Raw genomic sequence first — 22016 nt, 5'->3', positions numbered from 1 at the left:
AGAGGCGTCCGAACTCGTGCGGCGTCGACGCTGCAACGCCGGCCGCGATGCCCTCTCGGCGGCCTTCAGGGCGGTGACGCAGGCACCGCGGTTGGCTTGGCGAGCCCGGTCCTGCGTCACCGCGTCGACGCTCGGCGGGACGGTCGCGCCGAGCTGCTCAGTCGTTGTCCGTCGGAGTGAGTCGCTGGGCGATCCGGTCCGCTTCGGGCGCCCGCAGCCCCTCATAGATCGCGTACGCCTCACGCAGGTGCCGGTGCGCGATCTCGCTCTGGCCCAGGTCGACTGCTACTTCAGCGAGCTCCTCCAAGAGCTCGGCCTGCTGTTGGTGAGCGCCGGTGGCCCGGGCCAGCTCCAGGGCCGCATCCAACGCCGTCCGTGCATCGTCCAAGCGGCCGGCAATGCGGTAGGCGCGGCCGAGCGGACCCAAGCAGCGTGAGCGCAGGTAGCCCTCCTCGGGCTGCTGGGCGAACCACCCGTCAGCCTCGATCAGGTGCTTGATGGCCTCCTCGTACAGCTCGGCCTCGAGAGCGGCCTCGCCCAGATGGCGGGTCATGATCGCCGCGCCGCGCTCGTCCTCAAGGCCGCGGTAGATCTCGCGGGCCGCGTGGAAGTGCTCGCTGGCGACCAGAGACTGACGGAGGCCGAGAAACGTCAGGCCGAGCTGCTCCAGCGAGGTGCCCTCGGCGTGGCGGTGCCCGGTCATCCGCGCGAGCTCCAACGCCTGGTCGGCCAGCCCCGCCGCATGGGCGAAGTCATGCCGGTTCAGGGCGGCGGACGCCTGGCCCTGGAGCATGCGGGCTTCGGCCTCCGGGTCGCCGGCTGCTCGCGCCGCCTGGTGCCCCAACTCGTACGTGAGGACCCACAGGTCTGAGTGGCGGTGGCGGACGAACAGCGGCCACATTGCCTCGGCGATCTGCCAGGCGACCGCGTACTGGCCCCGCTTGCACGCAGCCTCCGCGACGGCCGCCAGGTTGTACCGCTCTTTCTCCAGCCAATCGAGCGCGGTGGCTTCGGTGATCTGGACGATGGGCGGCGCGGTGAAGACCGCACCGAGATACCAGCGAGCGCCGATGATCGCGCGGGCGGAGGCAGCGGCCATGCGCAGGTACCAGTACGCGTGCCGGGTCAGCGCCGTGGCGGAATCATCGTGGCTGCCGCACTCCTGGGCGGTGGCGCGAGCGTGTTCGGCGACCACGTCGTGGAAGAAGTAACGGCCGCTCTCCTCGTCCATGAGGCGGGCCTCGACGAGCTGTTCCATCCGGTCTGTGGCGGCCTCGACCGTACGGCCGAGGAGGGCGGCTGCGCTGCCGGGGGTGATGTCGTTCCCCGGGTTGTGGATGAGCAGCCGGTATGCGCGGCGGGTCTCGTCGGGGAGGGCGTTGTAGGCGCTGTCGAATGCGGTCATGGCTCCGTCATCAGGGTCGGGATCGGGTGAGGTGGAACCTGAGGTAAGGCTGGTGATCTGCCAGTCGGGATGGGTGGCGAGGGTTGCCGCGGACACGCAGAGGGGCAGGGGGAGCCGGCCGCAGGCGTGCACGAGCTCGAGCGCGGCGGCGGTCTCGGCCTCGCGTCGCTCGGCGCCAATGATCAGATCCAGCAGCTTGAGGGCGGACGGCTCGTCGAGTGGTCCCAGGGCCAGCAGGCGCGCGCCCGCCATGACCAGGCCGCGCAGTCGGCGGCGGGTCGTGATGACGACGAGACAGCCGGATCCGGGCATGAGCCGCTGCACCTGGTCACCGGATGCGGCGTTGTCGATGACCACCACGAGACGGCGCTCAGCGGTGAGCGAGCGGAACAGCGCCTCGCGTTCATCAAGCCCTTCCGGGACGTGCTCGGGGGTGATGCCGAGGGCTCGCAGCCACTCCCCGAGAATGCGAGCGGGCGCGATCGGGCCGTCGATGGAGTACCCGCGCATGTCGGCGAACAGCTGCCCATCGGGGTACCGGTCAGCGATCTGCTGGAGCCAGGCGAGCGCGAGCGCGGTCTTGCCGGATCCGCCCGGGCCGGTGATCACGATCGTCGCGTCGGCCGGCATGCCGTCGAGGGCGCTCCGCTCGGTCGCGCGGTCGACCAGCCGCGCGGGGCCGCGGGGGAGCTGGCGTGGGGTGATGCGCAGAGGGGGCCGCGAGTTGATGGTGATGTCGCCGCGGATGCAGCGGGCCTGTACTGCCGCGCCCACGGTGGCGTCGCTGAGGTAGTTGCTGGTCGATGCGTCGCGATCTGCGCCGGGGCCGGTCTGCGGGGCAGCGATGCCGTGCCGCTCTTTCCGGTCGGTGCGGCGATGCGAGCGGGTCATGGCCGAGCCGCCGTAAGAGCCGGTTCTTGCTCTGCGTCTGGGGCGGGTTCGCCGACCCAGAAGGTGCCCACGAGCTGATCGATGACCAGGACCGCTCCTGCGACCGCGAGCCCCCAGGCGATCCCGCCGGTTCGCGCCCACCCGATCAGGTCCCAGGCGATGTGGGCGAGGATGAGCGGGGTGAGGCGGCCGGTCCGCCGGTACAGCCAGATATTGACGATGCCGATGATGAGCACCGAGGGAGCCACGGCCTGGTAGTACAGGTGGTAGCTGACGCGCATCATCATGCTCAGCGCGTAGATCTCCCACACCGGCCGCCGGGCTGCCGCCAGCACGACCACGACGACGGCCATCAGCAGTTCCTCGCACACGCCGGCGGCGAGGCGATCGGCTACTGACACAGCAACACTGGCATGCCCGTGAACCGTGCTGCTGCCGTGAGGAAGACCCATCCACTCCACGGCGAACCCGGCCACGTTCGAGGCGAAACACGCTCTGAAGCCCCACCAGAAGACCATGTCGGCCTGACGGCGCATCGCGTGGTCGCCTCGGGGGCGTCCGAGCCCGAAGCTGCTGATGCTCAACCCATGTTTCCGCGCGAGCGCGGTGGCCAGGATGACCGCGGCGATCGTTGCCAGCACGTCGTACAGCCAGGCCGGCGCGTTCATCCGGCCGCTCGTTACCAGCGCCTCACCGGCGATCGCGCTGGTGAACAGCAGCGCCCAGAGCTGGCAGTGCCGGGTTTTCGCGGCGGCCAGCCACAGTGTCAGAGCGGCGAGCGTCGCCCACAGGCCCAGCCTCGCCCAGCGGTCGGCCCACGCCGACCAGTCGCGGGCGACACCCCATTGCGCGGCGCCTTCCAGGATCGCCGTGATGGCATAGACCCCGAACAGCAGAGCGAAGAACGCGAGGGCTTGGCCGTATCCGCGCCAGGTCGTCGTCGAACGCGGGACCGGCGGCGGAGTGGGTTGCGGTAGTCGGAGTGAGGGTCGCTGCATCGAGGGATGCTTTCTAGGCTCGGTGAGGAATTGCAGGGGGCGTGGTGGGTGCGCAGCCCGGCCGGTGACGCCCTGGGGGAAGCGGGGACGTCGGTTGCCTGGGTTGCGCACCCACGTTCATGGCCGCGGCGGGGGTGCCGAATGCGGCGGCGAGCTCGGCGGCGCGGCACTGGTTGATGAGGGCGTCCGGGTCGGTCGCGTCGATGACCGTGGTTTCCTGCGTGCAGGCCCCGAACGCGCTCAGGCCGCCGTGGTATGGCGCCGGCACGATGACCCAGCCGGGAAGGCGACGCTGCACCTGCTCGGCGAGCTCGGCCAGCCGCTCGTCACGCATCGGCGGACTCCTCGACGCGGCCAGCGACGACGCCCGCTATTCGTCGTGCCGCGTAGTCGATCTCGTCGGCAGGAGAGAACGGCTCGACGTCCGGCTCCGGCCGGGGCTCGCCTCGTAGAACGGGGCGCGGTCCAGGCCAGAGCCAGCACCACATCAGCGTGCCGTCGACGTCCTGGAGCTGGACGTCCTGGGAAAGGTTCGCGTCCTTGTTGGTCGCCGTCACGCGGTCGCCGGCGGCTGTGACCTTGAGGTCCCGCTCGGTGAGCGCTGCGGCCAGCCGGTCGATGTATGCAGGTATGCGCTGAGGATCAGCCACGGGACGCCCCCGGCTTCACGCCGACGCCGCCCAGGAACGGGACCGCCTGAGCGCGCTCCGAGCGGCGTCTCCACCGTGACACGGGGACGAGGCCGGGCTGCACGAGCTGGAGACCGTCGAAGAAACGCGCGATGTCCTCTACTGTGCGGGGGACGCCGGGCGCGTTCGCCCGCTCCCATACCTCGGCCGCGTGCTCTGTCTCCGGGTTCGCCTTGGCGTGACTGAGCAGGAGGCAACTGCCGGGTGCCATCGCCCAACGGAACCTTGTGACGATGCCGTAGGGGCCGTCGCGGTCGGTGATGAAATGCAGGACCGCGACCATGATGACGCCGACCGGTTTGTCCCAGTCGATCATCTTGTTGAGCTCGGGATGGTCGATGATGCCGTCTGGGTCGCGGAGATCTGCTTCGATGGCGGCCGTGTTGTCGTTGTCCGCGAGCAGAGCGCGGGCGTGAGCGGCGACGACCGGGTCATTGTCGACATAGACCACGCGGGCGTCCGGGTCTCGCTTCTGCGCGAACTCGTGGGTGTTGTCTTGCGTAGGGAACCCAGCGCCGATGTCAATGAACTGCTGAACGCCCAGGTTTTGGAGGTATCGGACGCCGCGCTGGAGGAATTTGCGGTTCTCCTTGGCCATCAGCCGCAGGTTGGGCACTCGCCTGGTGGCCTCCTGCACGGCTTCTCGGTCGACCGGCAGGTGGTTCTTGCCGCCGAGGAGGTAGTCGTACATCCGGGCGACGTTCGCTTGGTCGGCCCTGCAGATGACGGGCTGCCTGCTACTCATCCGCCGTCTCCTCCTCGGGGACTTCGTCGGCAGCCGCCTGGAGCCGTTCAGCCAGCTTCCTGATGTCGGCGGCGCGGAGTTCTCCGAGGTGCGACGCGCTGGGCAGGGGGTGGGCGACCCAGTCCCCGTGCCGGCCGTCTTCACCGAGCTCGCGGTAGATTTCGTACTGTTCGCCGTAGAGGCCCTGGAGCTCCTCGGCGGGGCTCGGCCAAGGCCCGTGAAGCGCTGCTCTCTCGCTGTTTCTGCTGCTCATCTGGGTGTACCTCTCAGGTCACCCGAGACGCTACGCAGAGGCATGTCACCGTGACAGTGACGGACCGTCGCAGTTCTGGTCAGGACCCGAGGAACTGCTATGGAGCGTGGCAGTTCCTACTCCGCGTATTACATAGAACAGCCCTGCGTCCTAATCTGAATTCGTCAGGTATCAGGAAGGACACAGGGCTATGCGCGAATCTATCATCGCTGATCGAGTTCGGGAGCTGCGTCGCCGACGTGGCCAGAGCCAGGAAGAACTCGCCGAAGTCTCGGGAGTCAGCTACGCGGTGATCAAAAAGATCGAGCAGGGCGGCAACGTGCGCATGGAGACGCTGCACAAGATCGCCAAGGCATTCGGCGTCGTCACCGTCTACCTGGTCGCGCCCAGCTCACCCGAGCCGACTGAGGCGGCAGTCGACGACCTCGTCCTCGCGGAGATGCGATCGGCGATCCATCCGCCGGTCAGCATCACCGGTCACCCGATCTTCGGCCTGACCGAAGCGGGCGCCCCCGACCTCGCCGGCCTGCGCCGCGCCGTCAACAACGTCGCCACGGCCTACCACGCAGACCGGTACGACGACCTCGCCGGAGCCATGCCGGCGCTCGTCCGATCGGCGCACCATCACGTCGAGGCATTCGACACCGGCGACGAGCAGAACGAGGCGGTCCGGCTGCGGGCGGACATCACCGGCCTGGCAGGCCGGTACCTCATCCAGATCCGCGCCCACGACCTCGCCCTCATCGCCCTGCAAACCTCACTGCGGGACGCGATCAAGATCGGAGACACCCCCCTCGCCGCCGCCGCAGTGAGCAGCCAAGCCTGGGCGATGCTCCGACAAGGCCGCCTCGGGGAGGCCGAGCAGCTGTGCGTCAAGACGGCCGACGAGATCGAGCCCAAGATGTCGACGGCGACTCCCGACCAGCTATCGAGCTGGGGCTGGCTCCTGGCCCGCGCAGCGGCGGCCGCGTCCCGCAACAACCGGCCGCGCGAGGCGCGCGAGTACGCAGCGGTCGCCAGAACGGCAGGGGCCCGGCTGGAGCACGAGCACGAAGACTTGGCCGGGCACCACAACTTCGGTCCGGTAAGCGCCGCTGTGATGGGCCCGGAGATCGAGATCCTCGCGGACCAGCCTGACGCGGCGCTGCGTCTGGCCAACCAGATACCGCGTGACGCCGGCCGCGCGAACACCTCGACCTGGAACCGTCATCTGCTCGACGTCGCGAACGCTCACGTCGCCACTGGAAACGCCGACAAGGCCACCGACATCATGGACGCGCTGCGGCGGCAGCATCCCGAATGGCTGCGATACCAGCAGTACGGCAGGGACGTCACTCGCAGCATCCTGAGTAAGCGCCCGCGGATGCCGAACGAGGCGCAGCGGCAGCTCGCGGAGTTCATGAACGTCGAGGGCTGAGCCGGCCGCTCGCGTATCATTGAGACGACTCTCTCTTGAGTAGTCAATCTGCAGGGGACCGGCGAGGTCTGTGACCGCCCTTTCGAGGGCGTTCCTCGCCGGTCCCTTTGTGTTTCCGCAGGTTGACCTAGAGAGGACCCGCAGACTGCTCGTCCAGAGAGGAGAGGGGGCCGTCCCCGGCTGGCTGCCGGGGACGGCCGGTGATCACCCGTCCGAGGGGTCAGTCCCGGGCCCGTCTTCGAACTGACGGGCCATGTCGGGGTGAGCGTCCCGGACATGTCTCACGAGCATGTCGCTGCTTGCCTCGGCCCGAGAGAGCGCGATGTCGATCGCGTCCAGCCGCCAGGGTGCCGGACCGGCGAGTTGGGCGAACGCGCACATGTCGTACGCCGTTTGCCAGTCCAGGATCATCAAGTGGTAGTTGTACTTGATGAGGTCACACACAGGCTGGTCCTGTAGAAGGACCTCCCGTGCCCGTTCGGCGGCGAGCAGCCCTTCGGCTGGCGTCCAGTCCTCCGTGAGCTCCGGGAGCTTGATCGGGATGGGGAGCAGCTCGAGGTAGGTCACCACCAGCATGTAGGTGGCTTTGACCATCTCGACGAGCTCCTCGAGTCGGCTCCCGTCTCCAGGCAAGGGTTCACCCATGCCTTTCTCCTCTCTTGACTTGTCAATCTGCGGATGCCGGGGCCCGGGGCTGTGACCCCCCGGTTGTCCCGACAGCAACTACATTACCAAAACCCTTGCGGTGTGTCTAGGGTTTTTGGGATGCTAGGACCCATGGAAAACCAGCCCGACCGCCCCGCAGGAGAGCCACAGAGCCCCGTACGGGCCGACTGGCGCGTCACCGTCACCCTCGCCGGCTACCTCGACGCCGAGGACGCGACCAAGATCGACCACACCATCGACTCCTCCGTCACGGTCATCGAGCAGCGCCCGGCCAGCGAGCGGGCCGACGTCACGGTCGCCGTCGACGCCGCCGGTCTCGTCGCCGCCGTCCACGCCGGCCTCGCGGCCGTCGCGCGCGGCCTGGCCGACGCCGGACTGAAACTGCACGTCGTCGGAGTCCAAGCCCGCACGGCAGAGGAATACGAACGGGAACGCGCCGAACCCTCTGACCTCGTCAACGCTGCGGAGATCAGCAAGATCCTGGGCATCTCCCGCCAGCGTGTCCACCAGCTCGTCGAGCGCCCGGACTTCCCGAAATGGCGATACAACCCCCCCACGGGCAAGCTCTACGACCGGCACGACATCGAGGAGTTCGACCGTCACTGGGACCGGACTATCGGTCGGCCTCGGAAGACCTCACGCTCCGAGTGACGGCAGGCACGAAGGCGCGGCCCTGGACGATCCAGGGCCGCGCCTCAGCGCGTGAAGGGTCAGGCTCGGCGGAAGTCCCGCGCCGTCCCTTCGGCCTCGTCGACGACCGCGGTCAGCCGCTTGCCGCGCAGTTCCTCGACGGGGATGCCGGAGTCAACCGAGATGGTCGCCGCCGGCACGCGCAGCGGGTTGTCCGCGCCGTGGCCGGGCGTGGTGATCTCGGCCTGGTCGCCGTACAGGAGCAGGACGCGAACGTCGGTTCGGGTGTCAGCCATCGTTGTCTCTTCCTTCTGGGGTGCTTCCATCGTGGTCCGGCCGCGCGGTCCGCGGCCGGCGTTTTCGTGGGCGGCTCAGCGGCGGCGGGCGAACAGCCGTACGCCGAGCCGTTCCTGCTTGCCGGAGCCGCCGCAGGTGGGGCAGAGGCCCCAGCGGCGGCGGTTGCTGCCGGGGTTCTGGCCGTCGCCGCCGCAGCTCCTGCAGGGCGTGTACGGCCAGAGCCAGAGGCTGATCCTGTACCCGATCAGCGGTACGCAGATCAGGCCGAGGCCGACGAGGGCCATCACGACCGTCTCCGCTTCGCCTTCGACCGGGCGCGTGGGCGCCGGGTCTTGGCGTGCATCCGGCGCTGCGGCGCGGTCGCCTTCGCCGTCGCGAGGACCGCGAGCGAGCCGATGAGGGCGGTCAGCACCATGAAGATCCCCGAGACCAGCGTGAAGCCGAACTCCAGGACCATGGCGAGGGCGGTCGTGCCGGACGCGGCGGTGCCGGCCCAGGCGACGCCGGCCTGCCGCCAGGCGGTGATGGTGCGGTCGTGGGATCTGACCTTGACCCGGCGACCCGACTGGGTCGTCCGGGTGTGGCTGCGGACTCTCGTGGAGCCGGACGACGGTTTCTTCTTCGGGGGCAATTCGGACACTCGCTTTCGGTCGGAAGAGGCGTTCGGCGGCGGTTGACCCCTCTACCGGGGGACCCACGTGTAGAGGGGGGCTTCTACCTCGGTAGGGGAGGCGGTAGAAGGCCGCTGACCTGCGAGGTAGACGCCGGTAGAGGGGGCGTAAGCGGGCCCGCTCCCGGGCCTCTACGGGCCGGTTTCGGGCGGTCATGACGGTGTCTCGTATCGCTCGGCGGCGGCCTCGAGATCGCTCTTGTGGTAGCCGTTCAGGTTGCGGCCGTTGATCTTGACCTGGCGGGTGCTGCGCTCGACGCCGGCAGCCGCGAGCTCGTCGGCGAGCTGCTCGACGGACCAGTCGCCGTAGCTGTCCTGGTCGAGGTTCACCATGCGGTTCAGCAGGTCGTAGGAGTGGATCCGCTCGACGTGCCGCATCAAGGTCAGGGCATCGGACAGGACCTGGGGGATCGTCTCGAGCTCGGCACGGGCCAGGACGTCATCGGCCGCGTCGCCGGTCAGCGTCTCGGCCTCGATCCGGAGCTGCCGGCCGCGCTCGCAGATCGCGGTGAAGGCCGGCAGATCGAGGTAGTCCGTTTTCACGGTGACGAAGTTCGCCGGCCCGGTGACCAGCACGCCGACGCCGACGTGCTCCTCGGAAAGGATCGAAGCGTCGGCGCCCTGTGCCGCCTTGCCCTTGCCCAGGACCATGTCGGAGCTCGTGCGGTCGATGACCTGCGTGCAGTACCGGAAGCTCACGACCTCGCGGAGCTTGGTCGGAACGCTGTCGGCGTCCGGCCGCTGACTGGCGAAGTTGCAGATGAAACCCGCGGCTGGACCTCGCCGGACGATGCGGGCCAGCCGGTCGATCAGCGCCTCCTTGCGCTTGGAATCGCTGATCGCGGTCAGGTACTCCTGCAGCTCGTCGATCGTGACGCAGTGCAACTGCAGCCCATACCGGCGCTGGATCTGGGGCGTCAGCTTCGCGTCGGGAGCGATCGACGCCGGGATCCGCCGCAGGACCCGGTACGCGGCTTCCATCTCGTCGATGACCTCGTCGAGCATCTGCTCCAGGGCGAGGACGGCGTCGGCCTCCGCGCCGAGGACGAGCCGGTGCGCGACCCCTCTCATGGGCAGCCAGTCGCCGCCGCCCTTGCCGTCAGCGACCCAGTGCCGGACGGTCGGGTCCAGCGCGGCGGCAGCCGACACGAGCCGCTGCGCGGCCGTCTTGCCACGCCGGGGCAGGCCCCCGAAGAACATCGACTGCCACATCAGCGGCAGGCTCACGGGATTGCGGCGGGCGTCCCGGCCGAAGGGAATCGGGTCCCACAGCGAGAACCGCTGCATCTCGGCCAGCGGCGAGAGCGCCGGTTCTTCCTCGAGGTACGGGTCGTCATCGGACACCCACATGGAGATCCGGGCGGCGTGGCCGCCGTGGACCGCGCGCACGCGGCGCATGTCGAGCTGGATCTCGTCGACACCGAGTTCTGCCGCGATCACCGTTCGTTTGGCCAGGGCATCGGCTGCGGTCTTCCCACCGCCGCGCGGCAGGTCCACCACGGCGGACCATCCGGCCTGGTCCCGCATCGGCGGGCGCACCATGAGCAGCCGCGGCGCGTCCTCGTCGTCGTCCTTCCCTTTCAGCAGCCCGGCGGCGCGGTACGCGGCGTTGAGGTGGTCGGCGTTCAGGTCGAGCCGTACGGGGAAGTCCGGGGCGTCGAGGATGCCGTGTTCCTCGCCGGGGCCGCCCCACCAGGCCGCGACGCCGAGGCCGGCCAGCGCCTCGATCACCAGTCCGGTCGGGAACATCCGGGCCTGGGCGTAGGTGGCGATCGCGCCGCCGGCCAGCGACCCGAGGGCCACGGTCCCGCGTACGCGCACGTAGTCGTTGCGGAGCTGGACGAGCGCGAGGTAGTCGCGGACCTCGCCGTCGGCGACTGCCTTCATCCGCAGCGGCCGACCCTCCGCGTGGAAGGTCCAGCCCGCCAGCGCCCGGACGCCTCGGGCGGTGCCGACGACGCTGCGGACGACGATGCGGACGGAGTAGATCGGCGTGCGGACGGCGTGGAACGCCAGCATGTGCCCCGCCCAGCGCGCACGCCACCGCGCGTACGCCTTCACCCCGTCGAGGCTGGTCATCCAGGGCGGCAGGATCGCGGGCAACTCCTGCTCTTGGACGACGACAACGCCCTCGAGCGCCTCCTCGACCGCCGTCTCATCGCGGACTGCGAGCTCGTGCCCCGGCTCCTCATCCGGGGCCGGATCGGTGGCGGTCTCGGGTACGTCGTCGTGTACCTCGGGCCGTACCTCGGTGCGTACCTCGGCGTCGTCGTCCGGCGGGTTAGGGACCGGGACGAGCCGGGGCCGCCCGTCCTCGGGCCGCCTCGATCCACTCATGCCCCGAGCTCCTCCTCGGGTACGGCCAAGGCCGCCTTCACCGCGGTCGCTTTGTCCTGGCCGATACGCAGGGCACTCTTCAGGGTTCCGATACTCGGCGTCGTACCTGCAGCCAGGGCACGGCCGAACTTCCGGCGCGCCTTGCGTACGAGCCTCTCGAGCTCCTCCGGGTCGATCTCAGGTACGCCTCTGGGCTCGTCGTCCGCCTGCTGTTCCTCCCGCCCGGCCGCCTCATCGTCTGCTGGCGGTTCGGGCTGTTTAGCGGCCTCGTCAGGTACGTCGTCGGGTACGCCAGCGCCTACCCGACGACGTACCTCGGGGCCGACCTCGCTGAGCCGGATCAGACGCAGTTGCGGGGGCATCACCGGGTCCATCCACGGGGACTCCGGGTCCAGGTCGGCGAGCGCGCCGGCGTTGTAGAGCGCGGCGATCTGCGCCAGGAGCGCGGCCTGGCGCTCGGGGTCGGTGGCGAGCGCGGCGTACTCCACGGCGTCGGCCATCACGCGGTCAAGGCGCCGCTCCGCTCGGTCCTGTCGCCATGCGCGTGCTCCACGGGCCTCGAGGTCGCGCAGGTGCTTCGCGCGGCGTGCGACGCGATGCAGCCGACGGTGTGCGTCGACCTCGTCGGTTGTGCGGCCGATCGGCTCGGCGATCCCAAGCCAGACGAACAGACGCTCGGGAGTGATCCGCCAGTTGTAGCCCTTCCGGCCGCTGATGCGCCGCAGCTCGACCGACATGCCGCGATGCCACAGCCACGCCGAGACGAGCGGCGCGATCGTCCGAAAGACGCCCTCAGCGAAGCTGTCCGAGTCGATCGTCGACAACACAGCCGACGCGCAAGTGAGCACCCAGACCGCGATCCCGTCGGGGCCTGCGCCGCGCGGCTCGTACGTCGGATCGGCAGCCGCTTTGCGTGCCTCCTCGCGCATGGTCCGGCGGGCCCGGACGGCGCTGGTCATCTGTGCCAGCTCGATGAAGGAGAACAGCAGAACCCGGAGCTCGAGCGGGAAGTGCAGGACCCTATCGGCGAACTTCCACATGCCGGTCGCGACGACGGTCGTCGCGACGGCGGCCACGACGATCGTCAGGAGGTCCTCGGGCTGTCGGCCACGCACAGCGAGCCGGAGGCTGGACGCGGCGGCGCGGTAGGCACGGCGCGCGAGGACGATGAGGACCAGGGCGAGTGCCGCAGTGGCCACGAGTTGGGTAGGTTCGGGCATGGGTTTGGACTCCTGCTAGTCCGAATCAAGTCGGCCGGCCCGCGGTGAGGTCGCGAGGCCGGCCGACGTCTTCAATCAGCGCGGGGAACCGCTACCGGCTGGCTGCCTCGCGCTGGGCCACCAGGTCCTTGAAACCCTGGCCCGCCTTCCACTTCGGCACGGTCGTCGCGGGGACGTTGATCGTCTGGCCGGTGGCGGGGTTGCGGGCCTCGCGGGCGGGCCGGGTGACCGCTTCCCAGGAACCGAAGCCAGTGATGGCGACCTTCTCGCCGTTGGCGACGGTGGTCATGACGGTGTCGATGATGGCGTCGACGGCGGCGAGGGCGGTCTTCTTGTCGCCGACCCGCTCGCTGATGGCCTCGACCAGTTGGAGCTTGTTCACGGTGTTCCTTCGTCTGTTCGTTCTGATGCGATCGGTGGGTTAAGGGGTCAGGGGATGAGGGGGGCTCCTTCCGGCGGCGATCGGCCGGACCTTCGCGGACTGGTCACCTCAGCGCGTCCGCCAGGGAGCGGGACTCTCCCGCTTCTGTTCGGCCTCTCGAGCGCGTCGCCACTGCACGACGGCGATCACGCTGGCCAGCACCGTAGCGCCGATCAGCCCGAGAACCAGGGGAGCGGGGACCGTCACCTTGGCGTGCAAGAGAACGAACCATCCGATAGCCGACGCACTGACGCCGAGGATGCGGAGCCACATGGTCAGCGCCTCCCGGGGGGTGTTCTGGGCGGGCCTCGGAGTCTTCTCTCCCGCGCCGTTTCTGTCAAACAGATTAGGGTTAATGTATGACAGAAACCAAGGAGGTGCGCAAGGGTGACGGCGACATGGAACGATGTCCGCATGGCGCGACCATCGACCGGAGAGACGCAGGGTCGCGCCATGCGCATCGGGCCTGAGATCTGGGACCCGGCGAAGGAACGCGCGGAGGCCGAGCGGCCGGCGGGCAGCAAGACGATGACGAACCTCGTCAAGGATCTGCTTCGCCGCTACGCTGCGCCGGTCCCGGCGGACGCGGACGAGATGGATCCCTGGGATCTGGTCAACGTCGTGATCGGCATCCTGACCGAGCGCGGCGTCCAGGTCCGGGTGAGCCCCGATACGGATCTGACCGCCGCGGCGCAGACCGCTGCGGATCTCCTGCGTCTCCTCGGGGTTCGGCCGGCCCCTCGGCCCGGTCGTGACCACCCGCCTGACGAGACCTGAGCCGTACGACGAAGCGCCCCCGCGTCCTGGTGTGGATGCGGGGGCGCTTCGTCGTTGTGGTCACTCTGCGTTTCCGGCCGCTGAGGGCGGGAACGCCGTTCCGTCGTGGTGTCGTGTTCCGTCGCTGTTCCGCGAGAGCACCGAACAAGACCGAATACGATCAATGCCAACAAACGACGTCTACGCAGGTCACAATAGGGACATGCTTCCTCTAGCGCTGTTTATCGCCTTCCTGCTCGTTCCGGTCATCGAGATCTACGTCATCATCCAGGTCGGCGAGCTGATCGGCGGCTGGCCCACGGTGGCGCTGCTGCTGGCCGAGAGCATCCTGGGCGCCTGGATCATCCGGTACGAGGGTCGGCGAGCGTGGCGCGCGCTGAAGGAGGCGTTCGGCGGCGGTGGGATGCCCGACCGGGAACTGGCCGACGCCGGGCTGGTCCTGGTCGGCGGGGTGCTGCTGCTGACGCCCGGCTTCGTGACGGATCTCTTCGGATTCCTGTTCGTGCTGCCGTTCACCCGGCCGCTGGTACGCCTCCTCCTGTCGCGGTTCGTCGCGCGGCGGGTGTCCACGGCACGACGCCGCGCGACCCTGCGGTTCGGGGATCTGGGCGGCGTGTACGGGCCAGGGCCGGCCGAGCCGGAGCCGGAGCATCGCGTGGTGCGCGGAGAGGTCATCGAGGAGGACCGGGAGGCGGACCGGCGCTGAACAACGCACGGGCCGTGCCGTCGAGGGGCTGACGGCACGGCCCGTGTGCGTTCGGTGTTCTGTTATGCGGTCCTTCTGCGCTGTGCGCGCAGCACGGCCAATCGCTCGGCCAGGACCTCCTCCAGATCTTCGATCGTGCGGCGCTCCATGAGCATGTCCCAGTGCGTGCGGGGCGGTTTACCCTTCTTGGACTGGGGCATCTCGCCATTGACCATCAGGGCGGTCGCGCCGCAGCTCCGGCACTCCCAGGTCATCGGCACCTCGGCCTCCGCGGCCAAGATGACGGTGAACCGGTGGCCCTTCGGGCAGTCGTACATGACCTCCTGCCGCGGGGCCAGGTCGGTGTTTCGATCGTTCTCGTAGCTCGTGGCTCCGAGTCGGGTGCCGCGAAGTGCGCGCTCGGCCATCGTGACGTGCCTCCCAGACGGCGTGCGTTCTCCTAGACGTGAACGCTGGATACCGTCACAAGATTCCCGCCTTGGCCTGGATCCAACCCTGGGAAGACCGATCGTTTCCCAAGGTCGCCCCGCTCCTACCACCTGAACAGCGCAGACAGTCTATCAGCGCAGGCCCGGGAAGGTACGGATGGGTACGGATCATTCGGGAGCAGTCGGTCCGGCTCGGGCAGGTTCGGGGTCAAAGGCGTAACGGTTACTTCATGAGCGTGACGCTCCGTGCAGAGCGGCGCTGAGGCGGCGTTGCCGCAGATCAAACGGGCCATCCGGGCACTGGCGATGAACACCGACTTCTGGCACGACACCGTTTGTCTGACTGACTCCACCCCGGTGCCGTGCGGGATGTCGCGGCCCACCGCGCTACGGTCGCAGGTGGCGGGCTGGGCGAGCTACGGGTACTGCGCGTCGCACTCGCGGTTCTTCTGAGGGCTGCGCCTGTATCTGGTGTGTACCCCGGCGGGAATGCCGATCCTGTGGGCCCTGGCCGATCCGAAGCTGGGCGAGCGGGAGGTCTTGGCGGCGATGCTGGAGGTCGACGCCGACCTGGTCGCCGACCGGCCGGGCCTGCTACTGATCACCGACAAGGGCTTCGCCGGCAAGGAGTTCGAGCAGTCGTTACGGTCCGGAACACGGCATCACTCTGCTCCGCCCGTCCCGCAAAACCGAGATCCTGCGGGCAGGTGAGCCGATGCTCAAGAAGGTCCGTCAGCTCATCGAGTCGATCAACGACACCCTCAAAGGGCAGCTTGACCTGGAACAACACGGCGGTAGGACCATGGAAGGCGTCGCCGTGCGCGTCGCCCAACGCGTCTTGGCCCTGGCCGCCGCGATCTGGCACAAGTTCCAGACCGGACAGCCCGTCAGCCGGTCCCTGACCGCCTACGACCATTAACCGTAACGATCAGTCGGGTTCAGTCGCCTACCTGACCATCGACGAGCTCGCGGATGATGTCGATATGCCCGTTGTGTCGGGCGTTCTCCTCGATGAGGTGCATGATTACCCAGCCCAGAGTGACCGGCTCGCCGGTCTCGCGGGCCTTCCAGATGGTCTTGGTGTCGAGATCCATGCCAGCGATGATCTCGTTGTAGCGGGCGGACTGGGCCTGATAGTCGGCCAGTATGTCGGCCAGCGGCCGGTCGAGCTCGTAGTGGAACTCCCGGTCCGGGTCGTCCGGGTCGATCCAGGGGTGATCGGCCGTCTCGCCGAGGAGACGCTCCTCGATCCAGGACCACTCCACCCAACGCAGATGGCTGACCAGGCCCGATACCGACATCATCGGCGAAGTCGGCAACGGTGTCGCGCGGGCGTCCGCATCGGAGAGCCCCTCGCATTTATAGGCGGTGGTGGCGCGGGTGTAGTCGAGGAGCGTCATGAGCAGGCTGCGCTGGTCGAACGCGCGCGGCAGGTCGGTTCTGTTCTGCATCCCATAACAACTACCGGGTATCCGGCGGTTGGCAAGTCAAATATCGCGTCCGCCAGGCCGCCCGCCCTCTTCGGGGCCGCGACGCATCCATCACAGCGTGATCAATTTGGAACCACTCGTCCAGTGCTGTGACCGGGAAGGTTCACCGTGATCGGAAGGCGGCTCGTGGGCCGAGCGCCCGCGAAACGGCTGGTATTACTGGGGGATGCAGGAAGAGACCGCACGCTCCGCGATCGACACGTTCATCTCCGCGTTCAACGCCTCGGACGACAGCTATGTGACTGCCCTGCTCTCCCAGGCCCTGACCTCAGACGTGGTCTTCTGGGGGCCGTTGGGTCGCAGCGAGGGAATCGGGGCGGTCGAGCGGTTCGTGCTGGACATCCGACACCACCCGGCGGGGACCGGCACGATGGCGCGCTGCTCAGCGGTGGACATGCCTGACGAATGGGCCCGGTACCAGTGGGTCTTCACCACGCCTGATGGAGGCCCCCGCCTGGCGGGAACGGATGTCGTCCATCTGCGACGGAGCCTCATCGACCAGGTCATCGTCTTCGCGGGGGAGATCGAGCCGTTCGCCTCCTGAGTCATCCTTCTGTCGCTGTCCATTTCCTGAACTTGTCCCCGTCGGCGTTCGGGGGCTGCTGTTCGCGGTTGGTCAGGCCGCGGTGTTGAGGGGGCGTCCGCCCCAGCGAAACCCCGCGACGTCGGCGATCATCCCCGGGATACTGGTCGCCCATGGATGAGGTCGAAGTCGTCGTCGCCCATTCCGAGCGCGCGACCCTGCGCGTCGGCGATGTGTTTCTGAAGGTGGACGCCAATCAGGCGCGCGTCGACGTCGAGGTCGAGGCGATGTCCCTCGCGCCGGTCCCGACCCCGGAGGTCCTGTGGCGCAAGCCGCCCGTGCTCGCGATCGCCGCACTCCCAGGGACGACGCTAGGACGCCTCGGCGGGCCGTCGACCGGGTCGCCGACGGCATGGGCCGCGGCGGGCGCCGCCATCCGGAAGTTGCACGATGCGCCGCTGCCGCCGCGGCCCGGCCGGGCTGGCCGGAGCATCATCGCGCTGGTGGCGGAGCTCGACGACGAGTGCGAGTGGCTCGTGACGAACGGCGTCCTGCCCGCAGACCTGGTCACCCGCAACCGCCAGGTCGCCGAGGCCGCGCTCCGGCCGTGGACTCCGGCGTTCACTCACGGCGACCTACAGATCGCGCACGTCTTCGTCGACGGCGACGAGGTCACGGGCATCATCGACTGGTCCGAGGCGGGCCAGGGTGATGCCTTGTACGACCTGGCCACCTTCACGCTCGGACACGAGGAGCACCTTGACGACGTCATTGCCGGCTACTGCACCGACATCGACCTCGACGTGATCCACGCGTGGTGGTCGTTGCGAAGCCTGCTGGCGGTTCGCTGGCTGGTCGAACGCGGTTTCGACCCGTTCGCGCCGGGTTGCGAGGTCGACGTGCTGAGATCCCGCATGTGAGGCTGCGCGGGCCCGGTACTGCTGCGAATGCGTTCTGGCGCATCGAGAAGGCCATCCCCCGGGCGATCGCCTGTCCATACAGCAGCGCGATCGTTCCTTCCACGACCCAGCGGTACACCCCCAGGCCGCCATGCCGGGCGAGGTGCGGGGTGATCTGGAACCGACGGACCTTGTCCCGGTAGACCTCGTGGTCGTAGCCGCGGTCGGCGTACAGGTGCTTCGCGCGGCGCAGTGGCTGACCGCGCTTGCCGCGGATCGGCGGGACGGCCTGGATAAGCGGCATCAGTTGGGTGACGTCGTTGCGGTTGCGCCCACGGCCCGCTGTTCCGCGCCTCCATCAACGGCAGCGGCGGGCCGCTGTCCAACGATGCGTGGCCTGTCCGTACGGAGGTGAGGCGAGCAGCAGCGCCACCCTTCGGACAGGAGAGCGGTCGCGTTCCGGGCGTCGCCGGTGATGACCGCGCCGGTCCCGGCAGCGCCCTGGTCGCGGGCGTAGTCGAGGTTGGCGCGGGCCGAGTGGGCCCAGCGGGTTCGCATTCGATCCCGATCGCGTCCCGTTCCAGGTGGACGGCTTCGACCAGGGTGGTGCCGATGCCGCACATCGGGTCCAGGACGAGTTCACCGGGGCGGGTGTAGGAGATGATGGCGGTGGCGGCCAGGGTGGGCAGCATCTTGGCCGGGTGCGAGGTGGCAGCGCCAACGATCGTTCGGGCAGGACAAGCGCGAAGCCGAGGACTTTGCGTTGAAGGTCGAGCACGACAGGTGCGCACGCGTGTTCGTCGACCCCAAAGAAGGCGAGATCCTCTTCAGGGCGTATGCCCTGGAGTGGCTCAGGCATCGAATCATTGCGGACAGCAGCAACGGAGCGGGAGACCGGACACGGCGGCTACAGCGTGCGGATCGGCGCACCATTCAGGAAGGCGGCGATGTCCTCCACCGCGTGCGAGTAGAAGACCCGGTAGCTCTGTTCGGTGACGTAACCCATGTGCGGTGACAGGAGCGTGCGCGGTGCGGAGCGCAGCCAGTGGTCTTCCGGCAGCGGTTCGATGTCGAACACGTCGAGGCCGGCCCCGGCGATCCAGCCTTCTTCCAGCGCTCTCCGGAGGGCGTCCTGGTCCACCAGCCCGGCGCGTGCGGTGTTGACGAAGAACGCGCTGGGCTGCATCGCCCGCAGCTCGGCATCCCCGACGAGGCCTTGGGTACGGTCGCTCAGCGCCATGTGCAGCGACACGATGTCCGCCGAGCCGAACAACTCGCGCCTGTCCGCCAGAGTCACCTCGTGCTCGGCGGCCCGCTCCGCCGTCAGGTTCGGGCTCCACGCGATGACGTTCATGCCGAAGGCCAGGCCGACCCGGGCCACCCGCGCGCCCAGTCGGCCGAGCCCCACGACGCCGAGCGTACGACCGTCCAGATCGAGGCCGACGGCCTCCTGCCAGCGCCCCGCCCGGATCCGGGCATCGTCGGCCGCGACGCTCCGTACGAGACCGAGGATCAGGGCCCAGGTGAGCTCAGCCGTGCTTCCGGCGCTGCCATGGGTGCCGGAGACGACGACACCGAGTTCCCGCGCCGTGTCCAGGTCGATCGAGGCATTGCGCATACCCGTCGTGACCAGCAGCCGCAGCCGTGGTAGCCGGGCGAGCACGTCGCGCGGGAACGGCGTGCGCTCGCGCATCGCCACGATCACCTCAAACTGTTCTAGCGCGGCCACCAGGGCGTCGGGGTCGGCGATGTGTTCCGCGAAGAACCGCGTCGAGACGCCAGGCAGCGCCTCCCAGTCCGCCATGGAGGCGGCCACCCGCTGATAGTCGTCCAGAACGGCGACCCGAACTTCACTCACGCGGTGCTGGTCCGGCGTGCAATTGCATCACTCCATGATCGTTGGTTCGTAAAATCTGGGATGGTGGGCCACAGGTTTAGGCTCACCAGTAGCGAATCCGTCCGGTGATGGCTGGCCGGCTTGTCGAACCGGGATCACCGTGAAATACACGCCGTCGTAGTCGTCATGGGTCGACATGCCCACCGTGAGGGCGCGTTCCGGACCGGCCGGACCGGCCATCGGGCACCACCGGTAACGATCACCAGGGGTGTTTCATTCGGTGACCGTGGCGATGAACGCGGAGAGGTTTGCGACGGTCCGCTCGATCTTCTCCTCCAGGGTGAGCGACTCGTGGAGCCGCGCGCCGGCACCGGCGTCCTTCTTGCCCCGCACGTACAGCGGGCAGGCGAGGTCGCTGCATATGTAGGCGCCTGTGGAGTTGCCCTGCTGTCCGGCCTTGCCTGCCTTCCGGGCGACCATCAGGGAAACGCCACCGGTGTGAGTCGTCACGCACAGCGAGCACATGCTGCGCCGCATTTGCCAGGAGGCGGGGCTCGGGCAGCGCAGGGCGAGCGCCACCAGGCGGCCGTCCAGCTCGGTGGCGAGGTAGGCACGGTCGGGGGCCTGGGGGTCTCTCCAGCCGAGGAAGTCCAGGTCGTCCCAGGGGCGCTCGGCCAAGTCGCGGGGGACGGGCAGGCGCTTCGCCTCGCCCTTGGTGCAGTTCACGAACGCGGTACGGATCTCTTGCTCGGTCAGCGACCTCATGGACGGTAGGCTAATTTGCCTAAAGCCATTAGGCAACTGCATAATCCTTGTCGGTGGCTGGGATAAGGATCTCGGCATCGTGGAGGGGGATCATGGTTCGAGTGGGGCTGACACCGGAACGCCTGACCCGGGCAGGGGCGGAACTGGCCGACGAGGTCGGCTTCGACCAGGTGACCGTCTCGGCGCTCGCCCGGCGCTTCGATGTCAAGGTCTCGAGTCTGTACTCGCACGTGAAGAGCTCCCAGGACCTCAAGACCAGGATCGCCCTGTTCGCTCTGGAGGAACTCGCCGACCGGGTCGCCGACGCCGTGGCCGGGCGTGCCGGCAAGGACGCCCTGGTCGCCTTCGCGGACGCCTACCGCGATTACGCCCGGGAGCACCCCGGCCGCTACGCCGCCGCCCGGCTCAGGCTCGATCCCGAGACGGCGGCCGCCAGTGCCGGCGTTCGGCACGCACAGATGACGCGGGCGATCCTGCGCGGCTACGACCTGACGGAGCCGGACCAGACGCACGCGGTCCGGATGCTGGGCGGCGTCTTCCACGGCTACGTCAGCCTGGAGATGGCCGGAGGCTTCAGCCATACCGCCGTCGACTCGCAGGAATCCTGGTCCTGGATCGTGGATTCCCTCGACGTCCTGCTGCGCAACTGGACCGCACACCGGCCATCAGATTGGGCGCGCCGCGCGTCCGAACAATCCGGATCAACAGGTTGAGGCAGTGAACACCGAGCACGATTCGATCATCACCACACCCGTCACCGCCGACATGCTGCGCGGCGCCCTCGACGTGGAGCGCACGGCGCACGGGATACTGCCGCACCGGCTGCCCCTTTGGGCTCGTCGGCAGATCCCGGACGACCAACTGGCCGTGGCCGAGGCCCAGCCGTCCGGCGTGCGGCTGGTCTTCCGCACCCGGGCCACCACCATCGAGTTGGAGACGCTGCCCACCAAGCGGGTCTACCGGGGTTTCCCGGCCCCGGCGGACGGCGTGTACGACCTGCTGGTCGACGGCCGTCTCGCCGCCCAGGCCACGGTGCCGGGCGGCAATCTCCGCACGATCGACATGGTGACCCAGTCCGCCGAACTGCGCGAAGGGCTTCCCGGCATCGCCCGGTTCACCGATCTGCCCGCGCGTGACAAGGCCATCGAGATCTGGCTCCCGCATACGGAGATCACCGAGGTGATCGCCCTGCGCACCGATGCCCCGGTCGAGCCGGCGCGGGGCGACGGGCGCAGGGTGTGGCTGCACCACGGCAGTTCCATCAGCCACGGCTCGAACGCGGCCCACCCGACCGCCATCTGGCCGGCTCTGGCCGCTGCCCAGGGCGGAGTGGAACTGGTCAACCTGGGCTTCGGCGGCAGCGCGCTGCTCGACCCGTTCACCGCCCGCGCGATGCGGGACACCCCTGCGGACCTGATTAGCATCAAGATCGGCATCAATGTCGTCAACAGCGACGTGATGCGCCTGCGCGCCTTCACCCCTGCGGTACACGGCTTCCTCGACACCATCCGCGAGGGGCACCCGACCACGCCACTGCTGGTCGTGTCCCCCGTCCTGTGCCCGGTCCAGGAGGACACCCCCGGCCCCCTCATGCCCGACTTCAATGGCGGGATCTTGCGGTTCAAGGCCACGGGCGACCCAGCCGAACGCGCCGCCGGGCGCCTGACACTCAACGTCATCCGCGACGAACTCGCCCGGATCGTCCAACAGCGGGCGGTCGGCGACCCGAACCTGCACTACCTGGACGGCCGCGACCTGTACGGCGAGAAGGACTACGCCGAACTGCCGTTGCCCGACGAGATCCACCCCGACCCGGCAGGACACCAACGTATCGCCGAGAACTTCGCGCGGCTCGCATTCGGCACCGGCGGTATGACCGGCGCACCGTTCGACTGCTGATGAGGGGGCCTTGACCGCCGGCATGCCGATCCAGCCATGACAGCCGGGGCGGC

Annotated in this window: 26 protein-coding genes and 3 pseudogenes; 9 read left to right on the top strand and 20 right to left on the bottom strand. The window is 68.8% G+C overall.

What is annotated here, in order from left to right:
- Positions 1-157: 157 nt before the first annotated feature.
- From AB0K82_RS19315 to AB0K82_RS19290, 6 genes are read right to left on the bottom strand one after another with little or no spacing between them, the layout of a single operon-like run.
- The gene (locus AB0K82_RS19315; RefSeq protein ID WP_364398583.1) at positions 158-2296 is read right to left on the bottom strand and encodes a tetratricopeptide repeat protein; all 2139 of its coding nucleotides are present in this window, start codon (positions 2294-2296) and stop codon (positions 158-160) included.
- Entirely contained in the window at positions 2293-3294 is a 1002-nt protein-coding gene (locus AB0K82_RS19310; RefSeq protein ID WP_364398581.1) for a CPBP family intramembrane glutamic endopeptidase, read from the bottom strand. The genes AB0K82_RS19315 and AB0K82_RS19310 overlap by 4 nt, the downstream gene beginning before the upstream one ends.
- Positions 3295-3307: 13 nt before the next feature.
- On the bottom strand, positions 3308-3628 hold the full coding sequence (locus AB0K82_RS19305) for a hypothetical protein (RefSeq protein WP_364398580.1): 321 nt from the start codon (positions 3626-3628) through the stop codon (positions 3308-3310).
- A complete protein-coding gene (locus AB0K82_RS19300) occupies positions 3621-3944 on the bottom strand; it encodes a hypothetical protein (RefSeq protein ID WP_364398578.1) in 324 nt (107 codons plus the stop codon). Before AB0K82_RS19300 ends, AB0K82_RS19305 begins: the two co-directional genes overlap by 8 nt.
- Entirely contained in the window at positions 3937-4728 is a 792-nt protein-coding gene (locus tag AB0K82_RS19295) for an SAM-dependent methyltransferase (RefSeq protein ID WP_364398576.1), read from the bottom strand. Before AB0K82_RS19295 ends, AB0K82_RS19300 begins: the two co-directional genes overlap by 8 nt.
- Positions 4721-4981: a hypothetical protein gene (locus tag AB0K82_RS19290; protein WP_364398574.1), complete on the bottom strand. Its 261-nt coding sequence runs from the start codon at positions 4979-4981 to the stop codon at positions 4721-4723. The genes AB0K82_RS19295 and AB0K82_RS19290 overlap by 8 nt, the downstream gene beginning before the upstream one ends.
- A 190-nt stretch (positions 4982-5171) precedes the next feature.
- Between AB0K82_RS19290 and AB0K82_RS19285 the strand changes: the two genes are divergently transcribed.
- Positions 5172-6398 carry a helix-turn-helix transcriptional regulator gene (locus AB0K82_RS19285; RefSeq protein WP_364398572.1) on the top strand — a complete coding sequence of 409 codons (1227 nt, stop codon included), beginning with the start codon at positions 5172-5174 and terminating at the stop codon, positions 6396-6398.
- Positions 6399-6602: 204 nt separating this feature from the next.
- Here AB0K82_RS19285 and AB0K82_RS19280 read toward each other — a convergent pair whose 3' ends face one another.
- Complete coding sequence (locus tag AB0K82_RS19280; protein ID WP_364398571.1) at positions 6603-7043, bottom strand: hypothetical protein; 441 nt, start codon at positions 7041-7043, stop codon at positions 6603-6605.
- Between the two features lie 132 nt (positions 7044-7175).
- On the opposite strand from AB0K82_RS19280, the gene AB0K82_RS19275 reads away from it, so the two are divergent.
- Positions 7176-7715 carry a hypothetical protein gene (locus tag AB0K82_RS19275; RefSeq protein ID WP_364398569.1) on the top strand — a complete coding sequence of 180 codons (540 nt, stop codon included), beginning with the start codon at positions 7176-7178 and terminating at the stop codon, positions 7713-7715.
- 59 nt (positions 7716-7774) lie between these two features.
- Here AB0K82_RS19275 and AB0K82_RS19270 read toward each other — a convergent pair whose 3' ends face one another.
- The 7 genes from AB0K82_RS19270 to AB0K82_RS19240 all read right to left on the bottom strand — a co-directional run bounded on the left by AB0K82_RS19270 (position 7775) and on the right by AB0K82_RS19240 (position 12858).
- Complete coding sequence (locus AB0K82_RS19270) at positions 7775-7990, bottom strand: hypothetical protein (RefSeq protein ID WP_364398567.1); 216 nt, start codon at positions 7988-7990, stop codon at positions 7775-7777.
- Positions 7991-8065: 75 nt separating this feature from the next.
- On the bottom strand, positions 8066-8278 hold the full coding sequence (locus AB0K82_RS19265) for a hypothetical protein (protein ID WP_364398566.1): 213 nt from the start codon (positions 8276-8278) through the stop codon (positions 8066-8068).
- Positions 8275-8631, bottom strand: coding sequence for a hypothetical protein (locus AB0K82_RS19260; protein ID WP_364398564.1), 357 nt, complete (start codon positions 8629-8631; stop codon positions 8275-8277). The genes AB0K82_RS19265 and AB0K82_RS19260 overlap by 4 nt, the downstream gene beginning before the upstream one ends.
- A gap of 183 nt (positions 8632-8814) precedes the next feature.
- Positions 8815-10998 (bottom strand): hypothetical protein, encoded by a 2184-nt coding sequence (locus tag AB0K82_RS19255; RefSeq protein ID WP_364398562.1) that lies wholly within the window; start codon positions 10996-10998, stop codon positions 8815-8817.
- Positions 10995-12197: a hypothetical protein gene (locus tag AB0K82_RS19250; RefSeq protein WP_364398561.1), complete on the bottom strand. Its 1203-nt coding sequence runs from the start codon at positions 12195-12197 to the stop codon at positions 10995-10997. Before AB0K82_RS19250 ends, AB0K82_RS19255 begins: the two co-directional genes overlap by 4 nt.
- 112 nt (positions 12198-12309) lie before the next feature.
- Complete coding sequence (locus tag AB0K82_RS19245) at positions 12310-12600, bottom strand: HU family DNA-binding protein (RefSeq protein WP_364398559.1); 291 nt, start codon at positions 12598-12600, stop codon at positions 12310-12312.
- A gap of 108 nt (positions 12601-12708) precedes the next feature.
- On the bottom strand, positions 12709-12858 hold the full coding sequence (locus tag AB0K82_RS19240) for a hypothetical protein (RefSeq protein WP_364398557.1): 150 nt from the start codon (positions 12856-12858) through the stop codon (positions 12709-12711).
- Between the two features lie 234 nt (positions 12859-13092).
- Between AB0K82_RS19240 and AB0K82_RS19235 the strand changes: the two genes are divergently transcribed.
- Both AB0K82_RS19235 and AB0K82_RS19230 read left to right on the top strand, forming a co-directional pair.
- Positions 13093-13416 (top strand): hypothetical protein, encoded by a 324-nt coding sequence (locus AB0K82_RS19235; RefSeq protein ID WP_364398555.1) that lies wholly within the window; start codon positions 13093-13095, stop codon positions 13414-13416.
- Between the two features lie 202 nt (positions 13417-13618).
- On the top strand, positions 13619-14122 hold the full coding sequence (locus tag AB0K82_RS19230) for an FxsA family protein (RefSeq protein WP_364398554.1): 504 nt from the start codon (positions 13619-13621) through the stop codon (positions 14120-14122).
- A 62-nt stretch (positions 14123-14184) separates the two neighbouring features.
- On the opposite strand, the gene AB0K82_RS19225 is transcribed toward AB0K82_RS19230, so the two are convergent.
- Complete coding sequence (locus AB0K82_RS19225) at positions 14185-14529, bottom strand: RNA polymerase-binding protein RbpA (RefSeq protein WP_252783493.1); 345 nt, start codon at positions 14527-14529, stop codon at positions 14185-14187.
- A 312-nt stretch (positions 14530-14841) separates the two neighbouring features.
- Here AB0K82_RS19225 and AB0K82_RS19220 point away from each other — a divergent pair.
- A pseudogene (locus AB0K82_RS19220) lies at positions 14842-15469 on the top strand (transposase); the annotation flags it as partial.
- Between the two features lie 19 nt (positions 15470-15488).
- Here the strand turns inward: AB0K82_RS19220 and AB0K82_RS19215 are convergent.
- Complete coding sequence (locus AB0K82_RS19215) at positions 15489-16001, bottom strand: DinB family protein (protein ID WP_345346508.1); 513 nt, start codon at positions 15999-16001, stop codon at positions 15489-15491.
- A gap of 205 nt (positions 16002-16206) precedes the next feature.
- On the opposite strand from AB0K82_RS19215, the gene AB0K82_RS19210 reads away from it, so the two are divergent.
- Together AB0K82_RS19210 and AB0K82_RS19205 are read left to right on the top strand one after the other, a co-directional pair.
- A complete protein-coding gene (locus AB0K82_RS19210) occupies positions 16207-16584 on the top strand; it encodes a nuclear transport factor 2 family protein (RefSeq protein WP_364398552.1) in 378 nt (125 codons plus the stop codon).
- A 152-nt stretch (positions 16585-16736) separates the two neighbouring features.
- The gene (locus AB0K82_RS19205) at positions 16737-17483 is read left to right on the top strand and encodes a phosphotransferase (protein ID WP_364398550.1); all 747 of its coding nucleotides are present in this window, start codon (positions 16737-16739) and stop codon (positions 17481-17483) included.
- Between the two features lie 76 nt (positions 17484-17559).
- On the opposite strand, the pseudogene AB0K82_RS19200 reads toward AB0K82_RS19205, so the two are convergent.
- The 4 genes and pseudogenes from AB0K82_RS19200 to AB0K82_RS19185 form a co-directional block, all read right to left on the bottom strand.
- Positions 17560-17796: pseudogene (locus AB0K82_RS19200) on the bottom strand (IS5/IS1182 family transposase); the annotation flags it as partial.
- A gap of 229 nt (positions 17797-18025) precedes the next feature.
- A pseudogene (locus AB0K82_RS19195) lies at positions 18026-18253 on the bottom strand (DNA methyltransferase); the annotation flags it as partial.
- 116 nt (positions 18254-18369) lie between these two features.
- Positions 18370-19320, bottom strand: coding sequence for a D-2-hydroxyacid dehydrogenase family protein (locus AB0K82_RS19190; protein ID WP_364398549.1), 951 nt, complete (start codon positions 19318-19320; stop codon positions 18370-18372).
- A gap of 252 nt (positions 19321-19572) precedes the next feature.
- Positions 19573-20064 carry an FBP domain-containing protein gene (locus tag AB0K82_RS19185; protein ID WP_364398547.1) on the bottom strand — a complete coding sequence of 164 codons (492 nt, stop codon included), beginning with the start codon at positions 20062-20064 and terminating at the stop codon, positions 19573-19575.
- Positions 20065-20156: 92 nt separating this feature from the next.
- Here AB0K82_RS19185 and AB0K82_RS19180 point away from each other — a divergent pair, with 92 nt between their 5' ends.
- Together AB0K82_RS19180 and AB0K82_RS19175 are read left to right on the top strand one after the other, a co-directional pair.
- The gene (locus tag AB0K82_RS19180) at positions 20157-20777 is read left to right on the top strand and encodes a WHG domain-containing protein (RefSeq protein WP_364398546.1); all 621 of its coding nucleotides are present in this window, start codon (positions 20157-20159) and stop codon (positions 20775-20777) included.
- A gap of 52 nt (positions 20778-20829) precedes the next feature.
- The gene (locus tag AB0K82_RS19175; RefSeq protein WP_364398604.1) at positions 20830-21963 is read left to right on the top strand and encodes a GDSL-type esterase/lipase family protein; all 1134 of its coding nucleotides are present in this window, start codon (positions 20830-20832) and stop codon (positions 21961-21963) included.
- Positions 21964-22016 lie beyond the last annotated feature (53 nt).

Origin of the sequence: Actinoallomurus sp. NPDC052274 (assembly GCF_040679475.1) — a bacterium.
GTDB lineage: Bacteria > Actinomycetota > Actinomycetes > Streptosporangiales > Streptosporangiaceae > Actinoallomurus > Actinoallomurus liliacearum.
This window is presented reverse-complemented; position numbering and strand designations above follow the sequence as displayed.